Source organism: Kosakonia sp. ML.JS2a (genome assembly GCF_025642095.1).
In the GTDB taxonomy this organism is placed as follows: Bacteria; Pseudomonadota; Gammaproteobacteria; order Enterobacterales; family Enterobacteriaceae.
The window spans coordinates 4,121,604-4,135,762 of record NZ_CP106754.1 but is presented as its reverse complement, the minus strand read 5'-3'; the positions used below and the strand labels follow the sequence as shown (position 1 = coordinate 4,135,762).

16 protein-coding genes and 1 riboswitch are annotated in these 14,159 nt (G+C 55.8%); of the genes, 10 read left to right on the top strand and 6 right to left on the bottom strand.

Going from position 1 to position 14,159, the window contains the following annotated elements:
• The first annotated feature begins 93 nt into the window (after window positions 1-93).
• Window positions 94-453, top strand: coding sequence for a hypothetical protein (locus N7922_RS19595; protein WP_263097879.1), 360 nt, complete (start codon window positions 94-96; stop codon window positions 451-453).
• Between the two features lie 61 nt (window positions 454-514).
• Here N7922_RS19595 and zinT read toward each other — a convergent pair whose 3' ends face one another.
• A complete protein-coding gene (gene zinT / locus N7922_RS19590; protein ID WP_263097878.1) occupies window positions 515-1,159 on the bottom strand; it encodes a metal-binding protein ZinT in 645 nt (214 codons plus the stop codon).
• Between the two features lie 156 nt (window positions 1,160-1,315).
• Window positions 1,316-1,385: riboswitch (Fluoride riboswitch) on the top strand.
• 85 nt (window positions 1,386-1,470) lie between these two features.
• Here zinT and crcB point away from each other — a divergent pair.
• From crcB to N7922_RS19575, 3 genes are all read left to right on the top strand, one after another.
• Window positions 1,471-1,848, top strand: coding sequence for a fluoride efflux transporter CrcB (gene crcB, locus N7922_RS19585; protein ID WP_263097877.1), 378 nt, complete (start codon window positions 1,471-1,473; stop codon window positions 1,846-1,848).
• Window positions 1,849-2,168: 320 nt separating this feature from the next.
• On the top strand, window positions 2,169-2,351 hold the full coding sequence (locus N7922_RS19580) for a general stress protein (RefSeq protein ID WP_061497343.1): 183 nt from the start codon (window positions 2,169-2,171) through the stop codon (window positions 2,349-2,351).
• A gap of 233 nt (window positions 2,352-2,584) precedes the next feature.
• Complete coding sequence (locus tag N7922_RS19575) at window positions 2,585-2,797, top strand: hypothetical protein (protein WP_263097876.1); 213 nt, start codon at window positions 2,585-2,587, stop codon at window positions 2,795-2,797.
• A 582-nt stretch (window positions 2,798-3,379) separates the two neighbouring features.
• Here N7922_RS19575 and N7922_RS19570 read toward each other — a convergent pair.
• Window positions 3,380-3,661: a SelT/SelW/SelH family protein gene (locus N7922_RS19570; protein WP_263097875.1), complete on the bottom strand. Its 282-nt coding sequence runs from the start codon at window positions 3,659-3,661 to the stop codon at window positions 3,380-3,382.
• A gap of 224 nt (window positions 3,662-3,885) precedes the next feature.
• Between N7922_RS19570 and N7922_RS19565 the strand changes: the two genes are divergently transcribed.
• From N7922_RS19565 to N7922_RS19540, 6 genes are all read left to right on the top strand, one after another.
• Complete coding sequence (locus tag N7922_RS19565) at window positions 3,886-6,249, top strand: TonB-dependent receptor domain-containing protein (protein WP_263097874.1); 2,364 nt, start codon at window positions 3,886-3,888, stop codon at window positions 6,247-6,249.
• A 99-nt stretch (window positions 6,250-6,348) separates the two neighbouring features.
• A complete protein-coding gene (locus N7922_RS19560; RefSeq protein ID WP_411554157.1) occupies window positions 6,349-7,407 on the top strand; it encodes a hemin-degrading factor in 1,059 nt (352 codons plus the stop codon).
• Window positions 7,404-8,225 (top strand): hemin ABC transporter substrate-binding protein, encoded by an 822-nt coding sequence (locus N7922_RS19555; RefSeq protein WP_263097872.1) that lies wholly within the window; start codon window positions 7,404-7,406, stop codon window positions 8,223-8,225. The genes N7922_RS19560 and N7922_RS19555 overlap by 4 nt, the downstream gene beginning before the upstream one ends.
• A complete protein-coding gene (locus N7922_RS19550) occupies window positions 8,222-9,217 on the top strand; it encodes a FecCD family ABC transporter permease (protein ID WP_263097871.1) in 996 nt (331 codons plus the stop codon). The genes N7922_RS19555 and N7922_RS19550 overlap by 4 nt, the downstream gene beginning before the upstream one ends.
• Complete coding sequence (locus N7922_RS19545; protein ID WP_263097870.1) at window positions 9,210-9,989, top strand: heme ABC transporter ATP-binding protein; 780 nt, start codon at window positions 9,210-9,212, stop codon at window positions 9,987-9,989. Before N7922_RS19550 ends, N7922_RS19545 begins: the two co-directional genes overlap by 8 nt.
• 87 nt (window positions 9,990-10,076) lie before the next feature.
• Window positions 10,077-10,676, top strand: a complete 600-nt coding sequence (locus N7922_RS19540; RefSeq protein WP_411554156.1) for a LysR family transcriptional regulator — start codon at window positions 10,077-10,079, stop codon at window positions 10,674-10,676.
• A 49-nt stretch (window positions 10,677-10,725) separates the two neighbouring features.
• On the opposite strand, the gene N7922_RS19535 is transcribed toward N7922_RS19540, so the two are convergent.
• Genes N7922_RS19535 through N7922_RS19520 form a run of 4 tightly spaced genes read right to left on the bottom strand, consistent with a single transcriptional unit; the run spans window position 10,726 to window position 14,128 of the window.
• Complete coding sequence (locus N7922_RS19535) at window positions 10,726-11,421, bottom strand: ABC transporter ATP-binding protein (protein WP_263097869.1); 696 nt, start codon at window positions 11,419-11,421, stop codon at window positions 10,726-10,728.
• The gene (locus N7922_RS19530) at window positions 11,414-12,196 is read right to left on the bottom strand and encodes an ABC transporter ATP-binding protein (RefSeq protein WP_263097868.1); all 783 of its coding nucleotides are present in this window, start codon (window positions 12,194-12,196) and stop codon (window positions 11,414-11,416) included. Before N7922_RS19530 ends, N7922_RS19535 begins: the two co-directional genes overlap by 8 nt.
• Window positions 12,183-13,229 carry a branched-chain amino acid ABC transporter permease gene (locus tag N7922_RS19525; protein ID WP_263097867.1) on the bottom strand — a complete coding sequence of 349 codons (1,047 nt, stop codon included), beginning with the start codon at window positions 13,227-13,229 and terminating at the stop codon, window positions 12,183-12,185. The genes N7922_RS19530 and N7922_RS19525 overlap by 14 nt, the downstream gene beginning before the upstream one ends.
• Window positions 13,229-14,128, bottom strand: a complete 900-nt coding sequence (locus N7922_RS19520) for a branched-chain amino acid ABC transporter permease (RefSeq protein ID WP_263097866.1) — start codon at window positions 14,126-14,128, stop codon at window positions 13,229-13,231. Before N7922_RS19520 ends, N7922_RS19525 begins: the two co-directional genes overlap by 1 nt.
• Between the last annotated feature and the right edge of the window lie 31 nt (window positions 14,129-14,159).

Below are 14,159 nucleotides of genomic sequence, written 5' to 3'. Positions count from 1 at the left end.
GTGGAATAAGGCATTATAATTATTGCGATAATTGTTTTTTTGCTCTGGCGCGGAATATGATGGGCGTTCAAATAATAAAGGTAAGAAGGTTATATGAAACGCACTGTTTTCATCATTTCTCTGGTCTGTCTCTCTTTCACTTCACACGCCAAAACCGTGGCCGATTTTATTAATGCCTGGCCTGAGCTGGCGACGAATCCAACCATCAAGGCTGCTATTCAGCAGGGCGCGATTGGTAACGCGGGTCTGGATGCAATGAGCAACGGGGCAACGAGCAGTACGCTTGGTGACGATGCGCAGAAATTGCTGGCTAAAAACGGCTACGACTATGCGCAAGCCGCATTACGGGATTTAGCCACGTCAGGCTGCGGCGAGAACGGTCTGGCAGAGGTTTATGGTCTGCGCGAAAAAGATTGTCAGGCGATAATTAAAGTGGACGCACAAATCGAGTGATGCGGTGTAACGCCATCGCAGCCCGGAGGGTGGTGTAGTCGTTACCGCCCGCCAGTGAACATCAGTGATGTAGCATTTCCTCGACCACTTGCGCTTTGGTCATATTGTACGGGTAGTACGTCGGCCAGTTGTCCATCTCTTTGAGCAGCGCCTCCTGGGAGACATTCCCCATAAAAATGTGAAAATGCTGTGACTGGCGTGGCGCGATAATATGGTCGCTGAACTGCACATATTTTGGCGCTTTGGACTGGCTGTCTGTGCATTCAAACAGGTAACGAACGCCTTTCTTACCGGAGGTATAGGTGAGGATTTTGTACCCGGCGTAATCATAACGGCAACGGTTCACCGTGTTGCCCGTGTGGAATTCCATCACGTTGTCTTCGATGCCGATCATCTCAACGTTTGTCGCGTAGCCTTTTTTGTAATAAGCCCGGTACTCTTCCACGGTTTTGTCGCCCTGTTTCGCTTTCTTCTCCAGCACCGGATCCAGATCGCCATTCAGCAGATAGGGTTCCACAGATTGCCAGACGCCATCCCAGTCGCTCAGCGCTCTGTCTTTTACCTCTTTATTGTCAAAAATGCCTTCGCTGGCTTTGCGTTCAACCTCCGACAGCGGTTTACCGTGATGGTGGTCGTGGGCAACGCTTTGTGCGCTGCCAAGCAGCACGCCCATACCGAGTAAAAACGCGGATTTCTTCATGATCATCGTGTAGTCCCTGGTTATCCTTTGCGACAGATTGAAATGTTATAATATAACAATTCATTTTGCCGTCTGTGTCAACACAGAGAAAACGCGTTGGCGATTTTCCTGACGCTTACTGCCAGCCCTGCGCTTGCCTGGAAAGCCAAAATCGTCAACAATGCGCGCTAAGGTGATGGCGTTCCACCTTTCCCAACCGCTTCCCTGAGAAGCTGATGACGCCTGATATGACTCTTTGACGGAGGCATGTCGGGCGTTTTTGATTTACCCCTCCCGGCATGTCTCTTTCATTCATTCGCGTGATTAATGAGGACAACATGCTGAAATCTCTATTTGCCGTGATTATTGGTGGTTCTGCGGGCTGCGTTATCCGCTGGCTGCTCTCCATTCGGTTGAATGTTCTGTTTCCCAATCTGCCGCCAGGCACATTACTGGTGAATCTGCTCGGCGGGTTAATCATTGGCGGTGCGCTGGCGTTCTTTACCCGGCAGCCGCATCTTGATCCCACCTGGCGATTGTTGATCACTACCGGTTTGTGCGGCGGCATGACGACCTTTTCAACGTTTTCACTGGAGATCTTTGCACTGCTGCAAGCGGGGGATTATCTGTGGGCGCTCACTTCCGTGTTGGTGCATGTCGTGGGATCGGTTTTGATGACGGCGTTGGGATTTGTGGTGGTTAACGCGTTGTTTTGATCTACATATCAGGGAGGATCGTGCGTTCTCCCTGCACTCTGAATAACCGCTTCGGTATATTCCGTAAAAATAAATGGCACCTCTGAATTATCTCTTTAGAAGATATATCCATTTTCAACTCCTTTATAAATATAAGTTTTATTTTAAATGCAACATATACATCTAAATGTAAAAATAAGCTGCGTAATTTTTATTGTGATTAATTTTATGAATGGCGTTGACTAATTTTAATTAGCAACCAAACTTAAATCTCTAACGCGATCGATTAGAGTACATAATGACTTTTTCGATTATACGTAAAATACCCTTGGAGATATAAAATGGCCGAACATAGAGGTGGTTCCGGAAATTTCGCAGAAGATCGTGAGAAGGCTTCTGAAGCGGGACGTAAAGGTGGACAACACAGCGGGGGCAACTTTAAAAATGATCCCGAACGTGCATCCGAAGCCGGTAAGAAAGGCGGGAAAAACAGCCATGGTGGCGGACGGAAATCTGAGTCCTGACAGTGGCTTATAATGGCCAGTCATCATTGAAATGGTACGTCAATAGCAAGCGGGTCGGAAACGGCTCGTTTACTTCGTTATTGTGAGAGTGATATTACGTTAGCTGATTCTTTATTGTGAAATTAAAATATGATGACCCGCATAATATTATGCAACGGTAATCTTTTGCAAAGATTATTGTTCATCAGCGCAACGAGTACATTGCTGTGCTATGAAATAAAAACCTGAGTAGAATGATGAGAGAAAATAAAGAAGAAAACCCCAGTGATATAATGGCAATAGAAGGGTGTGAGAATTTCCTGTATATCGACCCTAACAGAATGATATCAACACTTATTTTTATTAATGAGGCAGCAGTAACCCTTCATCTTACCCCCAGCCAACGGCGTCTGGTTGACAAAATGGCTAACCGGATACAGATGCGCAAGGCCGATAATCCAGGCTGACAGCGCATTCTTCTTCTGCGGAGAAATGACGAAAAAATCACCCTCAGGGACAGGAAATCCGCTCTGTACCTGAAGGTATGCAATTGCATATTCGTTACTAACAATGAGCCTGCTAACTATTCGCGAAATGTGTACAAGAATATCCTTATAAAACAGTTTGTTGTAATGAAATATACCGATCATTTGGAATGATTTTTTTCATGGTAATTGCATTGAAGTTATCCAAAAAATGTTTATATTTCATGCAGTTCTACACTTTACCAAACCCTGGTGTCGCACTTGCAGCCGCTCTGACTGAGCGGTTTTTTTTTCGTTTGCCGCCTGGCTTCTTTTCGCTGTGGGTATCTATAGTCAAAGGACGGAAGGCAATAGGGAGGATCCTGTGCTGAAAGTTGAAAAAGATGATCCACACAACGCACCCGAGTCCGGCGATAAAAAGCCGCAACCGGTGAAAAAGTAACAAAAAGGTCGCTACGGCGACCTTTTTGTTGCCCACGCAACAGGCTATTTTCTGCGTGTTAGCAAAGGGGGGAACTTCAACGGGCCTGAGACGCGAAGCGCTGTTTTGCGCCTTATCCCTCCCTACATGCTTTTCTCCACATGACCCAGCGGTTTTTCCGGGAAGCAGTAGTCGCGCACGCGGCGTTTTAATTCTGCGGCATCGGGGAAACCACTATCCTGCTTGCGATCCCAGATAACGTGACCGTCAATATCGATAACAAAAATCCCGCCGGTGCCCGGCTTCAGGGTGACCGCATCGAGATCGGTACTGAAGGTATGCAGTAATTCCTGCGCCATCCAGCTGGCGCGTAGCATCCAGTTACACTGGGAGCAGTAATGCAGAGTGAGGGTGGGTTTGCTCATTTTATCGTCACCGTAAGCGCGTAGTAGACAATCATTGTAGGCAATGTGTGGGGAGGAATGTGAAGAATAATTAAGTTATTGCAAGTGATAATTATTATCATTATTATCTGGCTCAATAAGATGAGAGTTGGCCATCAGTGTCGGGTGCGGACACGGCACAATTCCACGTACGACTGGAAGTAAGCAGTGAGCCTGATACTAATAACACCTGGGCTTGCAAAACTATGTATACATCGCAACTTTCCCGGCCTCGCTTTAGCAAGCGCGTGCTGGTGACTTCACTACTCGCAGCACTGTATCAGACCTCCGCCAGTGCGGCTGATACCCCCACAATTTCCGTCAACTCCCAGCAAGATACCGCTGAAGAGATGGTCGTCACAGCGCCTGCGCCGGTATTAAAAGCCGGGAGCGACCATTCGGTCAGCGCGCAGGATCTGCAAAATAAAGGCGCGAAAGATTTTGGCTCCATCATGCGCTATGAGCCGTTGATCAGCGCCACCGGCGCCAGCGGCGGTTCCGGCAACGGGAAAAGCGGCTTCGATCGCGGCGGTTACACCGGCTATAACATTCGTGGTCTGGAAAGTAACCGTGTCGGCATTGATGTTGACGGGATCCCTCAGCCCGATGCCACCGGCCGCAGCTATGTCAGTCGCGCAGGCCTGAACACCTTCGGCATTGGCCGCGATTACATCGATCCGTATATGTACGGTAGCGTCGATATTCAGTCCGGCGCGACATCAACGGATAACGCCAACACCTCGATTGGTGGCAATGTCTCCTTTAAACCGAAATCCGCCGACGACTACCTGCGTCAGGGGAAAGAGACCTACTTTGGTTACCAGAGCGATTACGACTCCGCAGACCGTAGCTGGCACAACGGCATAACCGGCGCGGCCGGGGACGACACCCTGCGCGGCATTTTTGTCTACAGCCGCCGCGACGGTCAGCAGACCCGTAACAACAGCGGAACTCTGGACGCTTATCCGGCGAACTGGCACTCCGATGCGATGATGGCCTCCGGGATCTGGCAGCCCAATGAGGCGCACAAACTGACGGCGACGCTGGATTATTACCACAAGACCAACCACACCCACTACGATAGCTGGAACAGCAGCGGCAGCACGATCCTCGGCGATGCGCAGCAAACCAGCCAGACCCGTCGCTGGGGCGTTAGCCTGAAAGATGACTGGACGCCAATGAACGACTGGCTCGATAGCATGTCCAGCAAAGTCTACTACCAGCACACCGAGGCGCATGACCGCACCTGGATGCCAGACAGCACCACCGGTAGCATGGAGACGGTCTATTCCAACTATGATACCGATACCTGGGGCATTCAGAATGCGCTGGCGAAAACGCTCGGTCGTCATGATCTGAGCGCAGGCTTTAACGCCAGCACCAGCAAAACCGAGCGCCCGTTTAGTCAGTCGCCGGTACCGAGCGTCTACAGTGTGATCATGCAACCGGAAGCGAACAGCCGCAGCTACACCGTGGGCGGGTTCGTGCAGGATCAGATTAACTTCGATGCAGATGGTCACCACTTCGCCATCATTCCCGGCGCACGCGTTGTGCATCAGTCCACCAAACCGGATAACCTCTCCAGCCTGACGACCAACAGCAGCGTGCTGACGGAGTCGTCCGTCTCGTCGTTGTACGGTAAAAATTCAGACACCCAGTTGCTGCCGTCGCTGACCTTCCAGTACGACCTCACGCCGCGCCTGATGACCTACCTGCAATATAAGCGCGGGGCGGAGTTCCCTAACGCCAGCCAGTTGTATGGCTCCTGGAACCTGGGTTCAAGCTATGCCGGGCGTGGGCAGTATGCGTTGATCGGCAACACCGATCTGAAAACCGAAACCAGCAACAACCTGGAATGGGGCATGAAGGGCGACGTCACCGAAGGGGTAACGCTGCGTACGGCGCTGTTCTACAACAGCTATAAAAACTTTATCGCCTATACCCGTTACACCCGTTCAGGCAACCCGGATAAATTCACCAACGTTCCTTCCAATATCTACACCACTTATCAGGCGGAAAACCGCGACAAGGCCTTTATCTATGGCGGTGAAGTCAGCGCGAAATTCAACGTTGGCACCTGGTTCGAACAGCTGAACGGCCTGAGCGCCACGCTGGCGTACGGCTATACCCAAGGGAAGTCCAAATCCAGCTACTCCGGCGACAAATACGTCGATCTCGACAGCGTCGCGCCAATGAAAGCCATCGTCGGCGTTGCCTGGGATGATCCGGCAAAACGCTACGGCACCGCGCTGACCGCCACCTTTGTCAAAGGCAAGCAGGCGACCGCCACCAACCGCCAGTCCTACACCAATACCGGCGGTGCATTGGGGGATTCCAGTGTCGAGTATATGCGCGTGCCGGGCTACGGTCTGCTGGACTGGACGGCGTACTGGCAGGTGGCGAAACACGTCAAAGTTAACGGCGGCGTTTACAACATCACCGATCGTAAGTACTGGGACTACCTGAATAGCCGCACTCAGGAAGAGTCCACCAACCAGAATGCCTACGATAAAGCGCTGGCGGTGATGCCGGGACGCACCTGGCAATTGGGCGTCAATGTCGACTTCTAAGGCGATGTTATCGCTCGGGCTGCCCGGGCGAATAGGTCTCCACCGTTAACGTTTCTCCCCGGTATCGCTGCCGGGGTTTTTCACATCCTAAAGGACGCTATGTTTATGCCTGCATCTGCACACGACTTCGCCGCCATCTGGCGTCAGTATCAGACCATCAAAACGCAAGAACCGGCAAAATACGCCCGTGACATCGCCAGTGAGATGGCGATCAGCGAAGCAGAATTAACCCACTCCCGCGTCGGGCACGATGCGGTGCGCCTGACGGGCGACGTGCGTGACATTCTCGCGGCACTGGAACCGGTGGGCGAGATCAAATCGATCTGCCGCAATGACTATGCGGTACACGAGCAACTGGGCGAGTTTACCCATCAACATATCAGCGAACACGCCGGGCTGGTGCTTAACCCGCGCGCGCTCGATCTGCGTCTGTTCCTCGGTGAATGGGCCAGCGTGTTTCACCTCTGCGAACAAAGCCCGCGCGGCGAGCGCCAGAGCATTCAGTTTTTCGACCGCCAGGGCGATGCGCTGCTGAAGGTTTACACCACGGCGCGTACCGATATGGCGGCATGGGACGCGGTGATCACCCGTTTTCGCGCCACCTCTGCGCAGCCGTTGACGATCGTCGCCGCCAAAGCGACTCAGTATGCGCACTCCGCCGACGCTACAGCGCTGGATCAGGCGTGGCGGGCGATGACCGATGTCCACCAGTTTTTCGGGTTACTGAAAAAGTACAACCTCTCCCGTCAGCAGGCGTTCCGGCTGGTGGGCGACGATCTGGCCTGCCAGGTCAGCAATGACGCGCTGCCGACTCTGCTGGAGAGCGTATTGCAGGACGGCAATGAAATCATGATCTTCGTGGGGAATCGCGGCTGCGTACAGATTTTTACCGGCGTGCTGGAGAAGCTGACGCCGATGAAAGGGTGGATCAACATTTTCAACGAAACCTTCACCCTGCATCTGCGCGACGCGGGGATCGCCGAATGCTGGGTCACCCGCAAGCCGACCGACGGCGGTCATGTCACCAGCCTTGAGCTCTTCGCCGACGATGGCGTGCAGATAGCGCAACTGTATGGTCAGCGCAGCGAAGGTCAGCCGGAACAAGCGCAGTGGCGAGCACAGATTGATGCCCTGATCGGCAAAGGAAAAGCAGCATGAAAACAGTACTGATGTTGCTGTTAGCGCTGCCGCTGGCGGTCAGCGCGGCGGCAGAGAAAATCGTCTCCCTTGGTGGCGACGTCACCGGCATTGTGTACGGGCTGGGCGCGCAGGCGCAACTGGTGGGGCGCGACAGCACCAGCACCTGGCCTGCGCAGGCGCAAACAGTGCTGGATGTGGGGTATCTGCGGCAGCTCAACGCGGAAGGTATTCTCTCGCTACGCCCGACCGTGGTGCTGGCAAGCACCCAGGCGCAGCCGTCGCAGGTGCTGCAAAAAGTGCAGGAGAACCATGTCCGGGTAGTCTCCGTGCCGGGCGGCTATACGCTGGCGGATATCGATAAAAAAGTCGCGGTGATTGCGGCGGCCGTCGGGCGCACCGCCGCAGGCGACGCGGTGCGTAAAAAGCTGGCGGCGGAGATTGCCGCACTGCCCGCGCAGCCAGTGAATAAGCGGGTGTTGTTTATTCTCAGTCATGGCGGCATGGGGGCGATGGTTGCCGGACAGGAGACGGCGGCGGACGGCGCTATCCGCGCGGCAGGTTTGCAGAATGCGATGCAGGGCTTTGCCCATTATCGCGCCCTGTCGCAGGAAGGGGTGATCGCCAGCAAACCGGACCTGGTGGTGATCTCCGCCGACGGGGTGAAAAGTATGGGTGGTGAAGCGAGTCTCTGGGCGCTGCCCGGTCTGGCGCAAACCCCCGCCGGGCGCAATAAACAGGCGCTGATCATTGATGATACGGCGCTGCTGGGTTTTGGCCTGAGCACGCCGCACGCGGTGCTGGAGTTGCGCCGTAAAGCGGAGCACACGCCAGAATGAGTCGCGCCGTGTCCCGCATACTCTGGGGACTGTTTCTGCTGCTGTTGGGGCTGACGATGCTGGCGACCACCCAGGGGGCGATGCGCTTGCCGCTCGCAAGCTTATGGTCTGCGGGGGATGAGGGACTGCGTCAGATCTGGCTGACCATCCGTCTGCCGCGCGTGCTGCTGGCGTTACTGGTCGGCGCGGCGCTGGCGCTCTCCGGCTGTGTGATGCAGGGGCTGTTCCGTAACCCGCTTGCCGATCCGGGGTTGCTGGGCATCAGCGGTGGCGCGTCGCTGATGGTGGCGTGCTGGCTGGTGCTGCCGGTGTCGGTTCCGGCGCTGGTCGCGCTGTACGCACCGATGCTGGCAGCATTTATTGGCAGTCTGGCGGTGATGGTGGTGATTTATCTGCTCAGCAAAACAGCGGAGAGCGGACTGTCGCGCCTGTTGCTGGTGGGGATTGCCATTAATGCGCTGTGTGGCGCCGGGGTGGGAGTGCTGTCGTGGATCAGTAACGACGCACAGCTACGCCAACTTTCGCAGTGGGGAATGGGCAGTCTCGGGCAGACAGAGTGGTTAACGCTGGGGGTTGCTGCGACGTTGATCCTCCCCGCTTCGGTGGTGATCTGGAAGGTGGCGCAGCCGCTTAATCTGCTGCAACTGGGGGAGGAAGAGGCGCACTACCTCGGCGTCAATGTTCCTGCGCTTCAGCGGTTACTGCTGGTGTGCAGTGCACTGCTGGTGGCCACGGCCGTCGCGATCAGCGGCATTATCAGCTTTGTCGGACTGGTGGTGCCGCATCTGATGCGCATCTGGCTGGGGCCGGATCACCGCGGGCTGGTGCCGGGTTCGTTATTGACAGGGGCCGGTCTGCTACTGATTGCCGACACAGTCGCGCGCACGGCGGTAGCGCCTGCCGAGATGCCGGTGGGTCTGCTCACCAGCCTGCTGGGCGCACCCTGGTTTTTGTGGCTGATCTTCCGACAAAGGAGAACTGCACGTGGATAACACGTTAACCGCCACCCATTTGCACCTGAAGGTTGGCGCACGGCAACTGATTGAGGATGTGTCGTTAACGCTGACATGCGGTGAAAGGGTGGCGCTCATTGGCCCTAACGGTGCAGGAAAGTCAACGCTGCTACGTTTGTTGACCGGTTACCTTCCAACGGCAGCGGGGGAGTGCTCGCTTGCCGGGCGCGCGCTCAGCCAGTGGTCGCCTGCGGCGCTCTCCCGTCATCGCGCAGTGATGTTGCAGCACACGCAACCGGGGTTCGACTGGCCCGTGGAGGCGATTGTTGCCATGGGGCGTGCGCCCTGGGGGCAAAAAGGCGAGCGAGAAATTGTGCAGCAGGTGCTGGCGCTGACCGGTTGCGATGCGTTATGCGGACGGCGTTATACCACCCTCTCCGGCGGTGAACAGCAGCGGGTACAACTGGCGCGCAGCCTGGCGCAACTCTGGCGTGACGATGCCCCTGAAGGCTGGTTATTTCTGGATGAACCCACCTCGGCGCTGGATCTCTACCATCAGCAGCAGTTGTTGCGCTTGCTGAAGCGGCTCACGCAGAAAGGAAAACTGCATGTCTGCGCGGTGCTGCACGATCTGAATCTGGCTGCGCTGTGGGCGGACCGCATCCTGTTGTTGCATAACGGCAAGCTGGTGGCGCAGGGCGCACCGGAGGTGGTGATTCAGCGCGCCGTCATTGCCAAATGGTATGGCGCAGACGTGCTGGTCGGCGAACACCCGGACGGGGATGCGCCGCAGGTCTTTCTTTCCGCCTGACAGGCGTAGCGCGGGCGGGCGCAGGGAGGATGACAACCGCGTATTTTTGCTACAGTTTAGTGTGATGAACTGAAGCGGAGATCTGCGATGACCTTACCGCCCCTGCAGGCGCTGATCTGTTTTGAAGCTGTAGCACGACACCGGAGTATGAAAGAGGCGGCGCAAGAGTTACACATCACCGCCAGCGCGGTGAGTCAGCAAATCGCCAAACTGGAAGCCTGGGTCAATGTGCGGCTGTTTATGCGCGGCCCGCGTTTTCTGACGCTGACGACGGAAGGGCAGATCTATCTGCGCGAGATCCAGCCTGCGTTTAATCAACTCTCCAGGGCGACGCAGCGGCTGATGGACTCTGGCTGGCAGACGACGGTGACCGTCAGTTGTACGGCCGAGATCGCCAGCCAGTGGCTGTTACCCCGCCTGAGGGGCTTTGAGTACTATCATCCGGGGGTGGAAGTGATCATTAACACCACCCACCGCACCGTCGATCTGCGCAGTGAAGGGATCGATTTTGCCGTGTGTCATGAGGCGCATGCCGCTGCGGAATGGGTGTCGCACCGGTTGCTTCACGCGCCCCGGTTGCCGGGCGGCAATATGGCGCTGGTCTATGATAAAGCCGCCATTTTGCAGCCGGTTTGCTACGATTTCCGCGACTGGCTGCTGGAGAAAACCGCGGCGGATAACGTGTAAAAAACAAGCCGTAACGCCAAAAACGCCGGGTTGCGGCTCCATCCGGGCGCTACCCGCCAAGGTACATCTTTTTCACATCCGGGTTGGCTAACACCTCCTGCGCTGCGCCGCTCAGCACGATTTTGCCGTTTTCCAGCACATAAGCCCGATCGGCAATGGTCAGTGCCGCCGTGGCGTTTTGCTCCACCAGCAGAATCGTGATGTTCTCGTCGCGCAACTGGCGAAGGGTGGTAAACAACTCGCCGACAATCTTGGGCGCAAGGCCAAGGCTCGGTTCATCGAGCATCAGCAATACCGGCTCGCTCATCAGCGCGCGGGCTATCGCCAGCATCTGCTGTTCACCGCCGCTCAGGGTGCCCGCCATCTGCTTACGCCGCTCTTTCAGGCGCGGGAAGAGGGTAAACATGCGATCCCGCAGGCGGGTGAAATTCGCCAGATTGTTATAGGCCCCCATCCGCAGGTTCTCTTCGATCGTCAGGTTGGTGAAGATTTTTCGGCCTTCCGGCACCAGCGCCAGTCCTTTTCGCACAATATGGTGCGTCTGGCTGCGCGAGATATCCTCATTGAGAAAGTTCACCGTGCCGGTGGAACGCACCATATTTACAATGCCGTTCAGCGTGGAGGTTTTCCCCGCGCCGTTACTGCCGATCAGGGTGACGATCTCCCGATCATGGATGTCAATATCCACCCCTTTCAGCCCCTGAATGACGCCGTAAAAGACGTTTAACTCGCGTGCGCTAAGCATAACGTACCTCTCCCAGGTAGGCGGAGATCACCTCCGGATGTTGGATCGCGTCCGCCATCAAACCACTGAACAACGGCTTGCCGTACTCCAGCACCATCACGCGCTCGCAGAGCGCGTTAACGAATGGCATATCATGCTCAATCAACAACACGCTTAACTGGTAATCCTTGCGCATGCGGAAAATCAGCCCGGCCAGATCTTCGGTCTCTTTCGGGTTCATCCCGGCGGCGGGTTCATCCAGCAACAGCAGTTTTGGCGCCGTGGCCAGCGCGCGGGCGATCTCCACTTTACGTTGGTTGCCGTAGCTCAGGTTGGTGGCCTGTACATTGGCATAGTCGGCAATACCAATGTAGTCCAGCAGTTCCATCGCCTTTGCCCGAGCGGCGCGTTCAGCCGGGAAATAGCGGCCAATATGCAGCGCCGCTTCCAGCAGGGAGTAGCGGCTGGCGTGATCCAGCCCGACCATTACGTTCTCCAGCACCGTCATGGAATTAAACAGCCGGATGTTCTGAAAGGTGCGCGCAATGCCGGCATTCACCACCTGGTTAGGCTTCAGCCCTTTGATGGATTTCCCCGCCAGCGTCACGCTGCCGCTGGTGGGTTTATAGTTGGCGGTAATCACGTTAAACAGGGTGGTTTTGCCCGCGCCATTCGGGCCAATCAGGCCGAAGATCTCGGCTTCGTCGACGTGAAAACTCACCTCGTCGATGGCCCGCAGCCCGCCAAACTGCATCACAATGTCCTGCACTTGCAAAATGACGTTACTGGCTGTCATGGCGGCTCCTTTTGCGTAATTGCCAGATCTCTTTCTTGCCGAGCAGCCCTTCGCGGGCGAACAACATGATCAACAGCAGCAGCAGGGAGAACACCACCATGCGCAGCCCCGGATAGGAACCCAGATCGTGACCAAACAGCGACAGCGGCTGATCGAGGAAACGCAGCCACTCGCCGCTGCCGACCACCACAATGGTGCCGAGCAGTGCGCCGGTGGTGCTGCCCAGTCCGCCAAGCACAATGATGATCAGCAACTGGAAGGTGAGCATAAAGTCGAACAATCCCGGCGAGATGGTGGTCAGCAGCGACGCCAGCAAACCGCCGCCAATCCCTTCAAAAAAGGCGCTGGTGGCAAAGGCGCAGGTTTTAATGCGGAACGTATTGATGCCCATCGCAATGGCGGCATCTTCATCATCGCGGATGGCCTTCATCATGCGGCCGTACTTTGACCACACCAGTTGCAGAATCATCCCGGTGGCAAGCAGGGCGATAAGCCCGCACCAGAACAGCAAATGCGGCTGTTGCGGAATATCGTTGAGCCCAATCGCGCCGTTGGTGATTTGCGGATTATTAATCGCGAGGATCTTGATAATGAACCCGAAGCCCAACGTGACGATCGCCAGGTAGTCGCCGCGCACGCGAAACACCGGGAAAGCCAGGCACACCGCCAGCGCTGCGGCGCACAGGCCGCTTATCAACAGCGCCGGCAGGAAGCTGGCGTGCAGCAGCATAATAAAGGGACTGGGGGCCGCCATTTCGAACATATCCAGTTTGCTGTCGCTGGAGAGAATAAACAGCGCGGTGACGTACGCGCCCACGGCGACAAAACCGTTCGGCTCCAGCGATAGCTGCCCGGTAACGCCGTTGATCAGGTTGTAGCTGACCGCGAGGATCATAAAGACGAAAACGGTGCTGATCACCCGGACAATGTAATCGTTAAACAGCGTATTGATGGCGACCAGCAGCGCAATGGTGATGAGGATAATCAGCAGATTGCGCCCCTGCGCGGCAAGCGTCGTTGTGGGGTTGCGCATCAGAAACGGCTCCTTTCCAGACGTTCATCACCCATAATGCCAACCGGGCGGAACAGCAAGACCAGAATCAAGAACATAAAGGCGAAGGCGTCTTTATAGCCGCCCAGTTCAGGAAAGAGGGCGACGGCGACCACTTCGGTAAAGCCAAGAATAAAGCCGCCGAGCACCGCGCCGGTCACGCTTCCTATCCCGCCAAGCACCGCAGCCGCAAAGGCTTTCAGGCCAATCAGCACACCCATTAACGGGTCAATCGTCGGGTAACTGATGGAGTAGAACACGCCGCCCAGCGCGGCAAGACTGCTGCCCAATGCAAAGACCAGCGAAATGATCCGGTTGGCGTCGATGCCCATCAGCCGCACGGTGTTCACGTCAAACGCCACCGCACGGATCGCCATACCGTAGCGGGTGCGATAGAGCAACCAGAGGATCGCCAACAGCAACAGGACGGTGATCAACGGCACGATCCACGCCACGTTGGTGATGATTATCTGCCCGAAGGTCAGGGTGCTGTTGAAATAGTCCGGTGCCGAGAAGAAGCGGGAGCTGCCGCCAAACAGGACGTTGAACAGGTTTTCGAGAAAAAAGCTCACCCCGATGGCGGTGATCAGCATCGAGATTTTCGACGCCTGGCGCAGAGGGCGGTAGGCGACCCGGTCAATAAACATGCCCAGCAGGCCGCATAAACCGAGGGTCAGTAAAATGGCTACCCCAAAGGGTAGCCCAATTGACGAGAACAGAAACAGGGTGGCGAATGCGCCGACCATCATGACGTCCGCATGGGCGAAGTTGATCAGGCGCAGCACCCCGTAAACCATGGTGTAGCCAATGGCGATCAGCGCGTACATACCGCCCAGACTCATGCCGTTGACCACCTGCTGGAGAAAAATGGCACCATCCATTGAAGCACCTCTTGTTAACAACGGCCTGTCA

Bases quoted from the DNA above. Each gene is read 5' to 3' on its own strand.
- N7922_RS19540 (WP_411554156.1), top strand. From the start codon at position 10,077: ATGACCTTACCGCCCCTGCAGGCGCTGATCTGTTTTGAAGCTGTAGCA.
- N7922_RS19525 (WP_263097867.1), bottom strand. From the start codon at position 13,229: ATGCGCAACCCCACAACGACGCTTGCCGCGCAGGGGCGCAATCTGCTG.
- N7922_RS19555 (WP_263097872.1), top strand. From the start codon at position 7,404: ATGAAAACAGTACTGATGTTGCTGTTAGCGCTGCCGCTGGCGGTCAGC.
- N7922_RS19550 (WP_263097871.1), top strand. From the start codon at position 8,222: ATGAGTCGCGCCGTGTCCCGCATACTCTGGGGACTGTTTCTGCTGCTG.
- N7922_RS19530 (WP_263097868.1), bottom strand. From the start codon at position 12,196: ATGACAGCCAGTAACGTCATTTTGCAAGTGCAGGACATTGTGATGCAG.
- N7922_RS19565 (WP_263097874.1), top strand. From the start codon at position 3,886: ATGTATACATCGCAACTTTCCCGGCCTCGCTTTAGCAAGCGCGTGCTG.
- N7922_RS19570 (WP_263097875.1), bottom strand. From the start codon at position 3,661: ATGAGCAAACCCACCCTCACTCTGCATTACTGCTCCCAGTGTAACTGG.
- N7922_RS19575 (WP_263097876.1), top strand. From the start codon at position 2,585: ATGATGAGAGAAAATAAAGAAGAAAACCCCAGTGATATAATGGCAATA.
- N7922_RS19580 (WP_061497343.1), top strand. From the start codon at position 2,169: ATGGCCGAACATAGAGGTGGTTCCGGAAATTTCGCAGAAGATCGTGAG.
- crcB (WP_263097877.1), top strand. From the start codon at position 1,471: ATGCTGAAATCTCTATTTGCCGTGATTATTGGTGGTTCTGCGGGCTGC.
- N7922_RS19520 (WP_263097866.1), bottom strand. From the start codon at position 14,128: ATGGATGGTGCCATTTTTCTCCAGCAGGTGGTCAACGGCATGAGTCTG.
- zinT (WP_263097878.1), bottom strand. From the start codon at position 1,159: ATGATCATGAAGAAATCCGCGTTTTTACTCGGTATGGGCGTGCTGCTT.
- N7922_RS19560 (WP_411554157.1), top strand. From the start codon at position 6,349: ATGTTTATGCCTGCATCTGCACACGACTTCGCCGCCATCTGGCGTCAG.
- N7922_RS19535 (WP_263097869.1), bottom strand. From the start codon at position 11,421: ATGCTTAGCGCACGCGAGTTAAACGTCTTTTACGGCGTCATTCAGGGG.
- N7922_RS19595 (WP_263097879.1), top strand. From the start codon at position 94: ATGAAACGCACTGTTTTCATCATTTCTCTGGTCTGTCTCTCTTTCACT.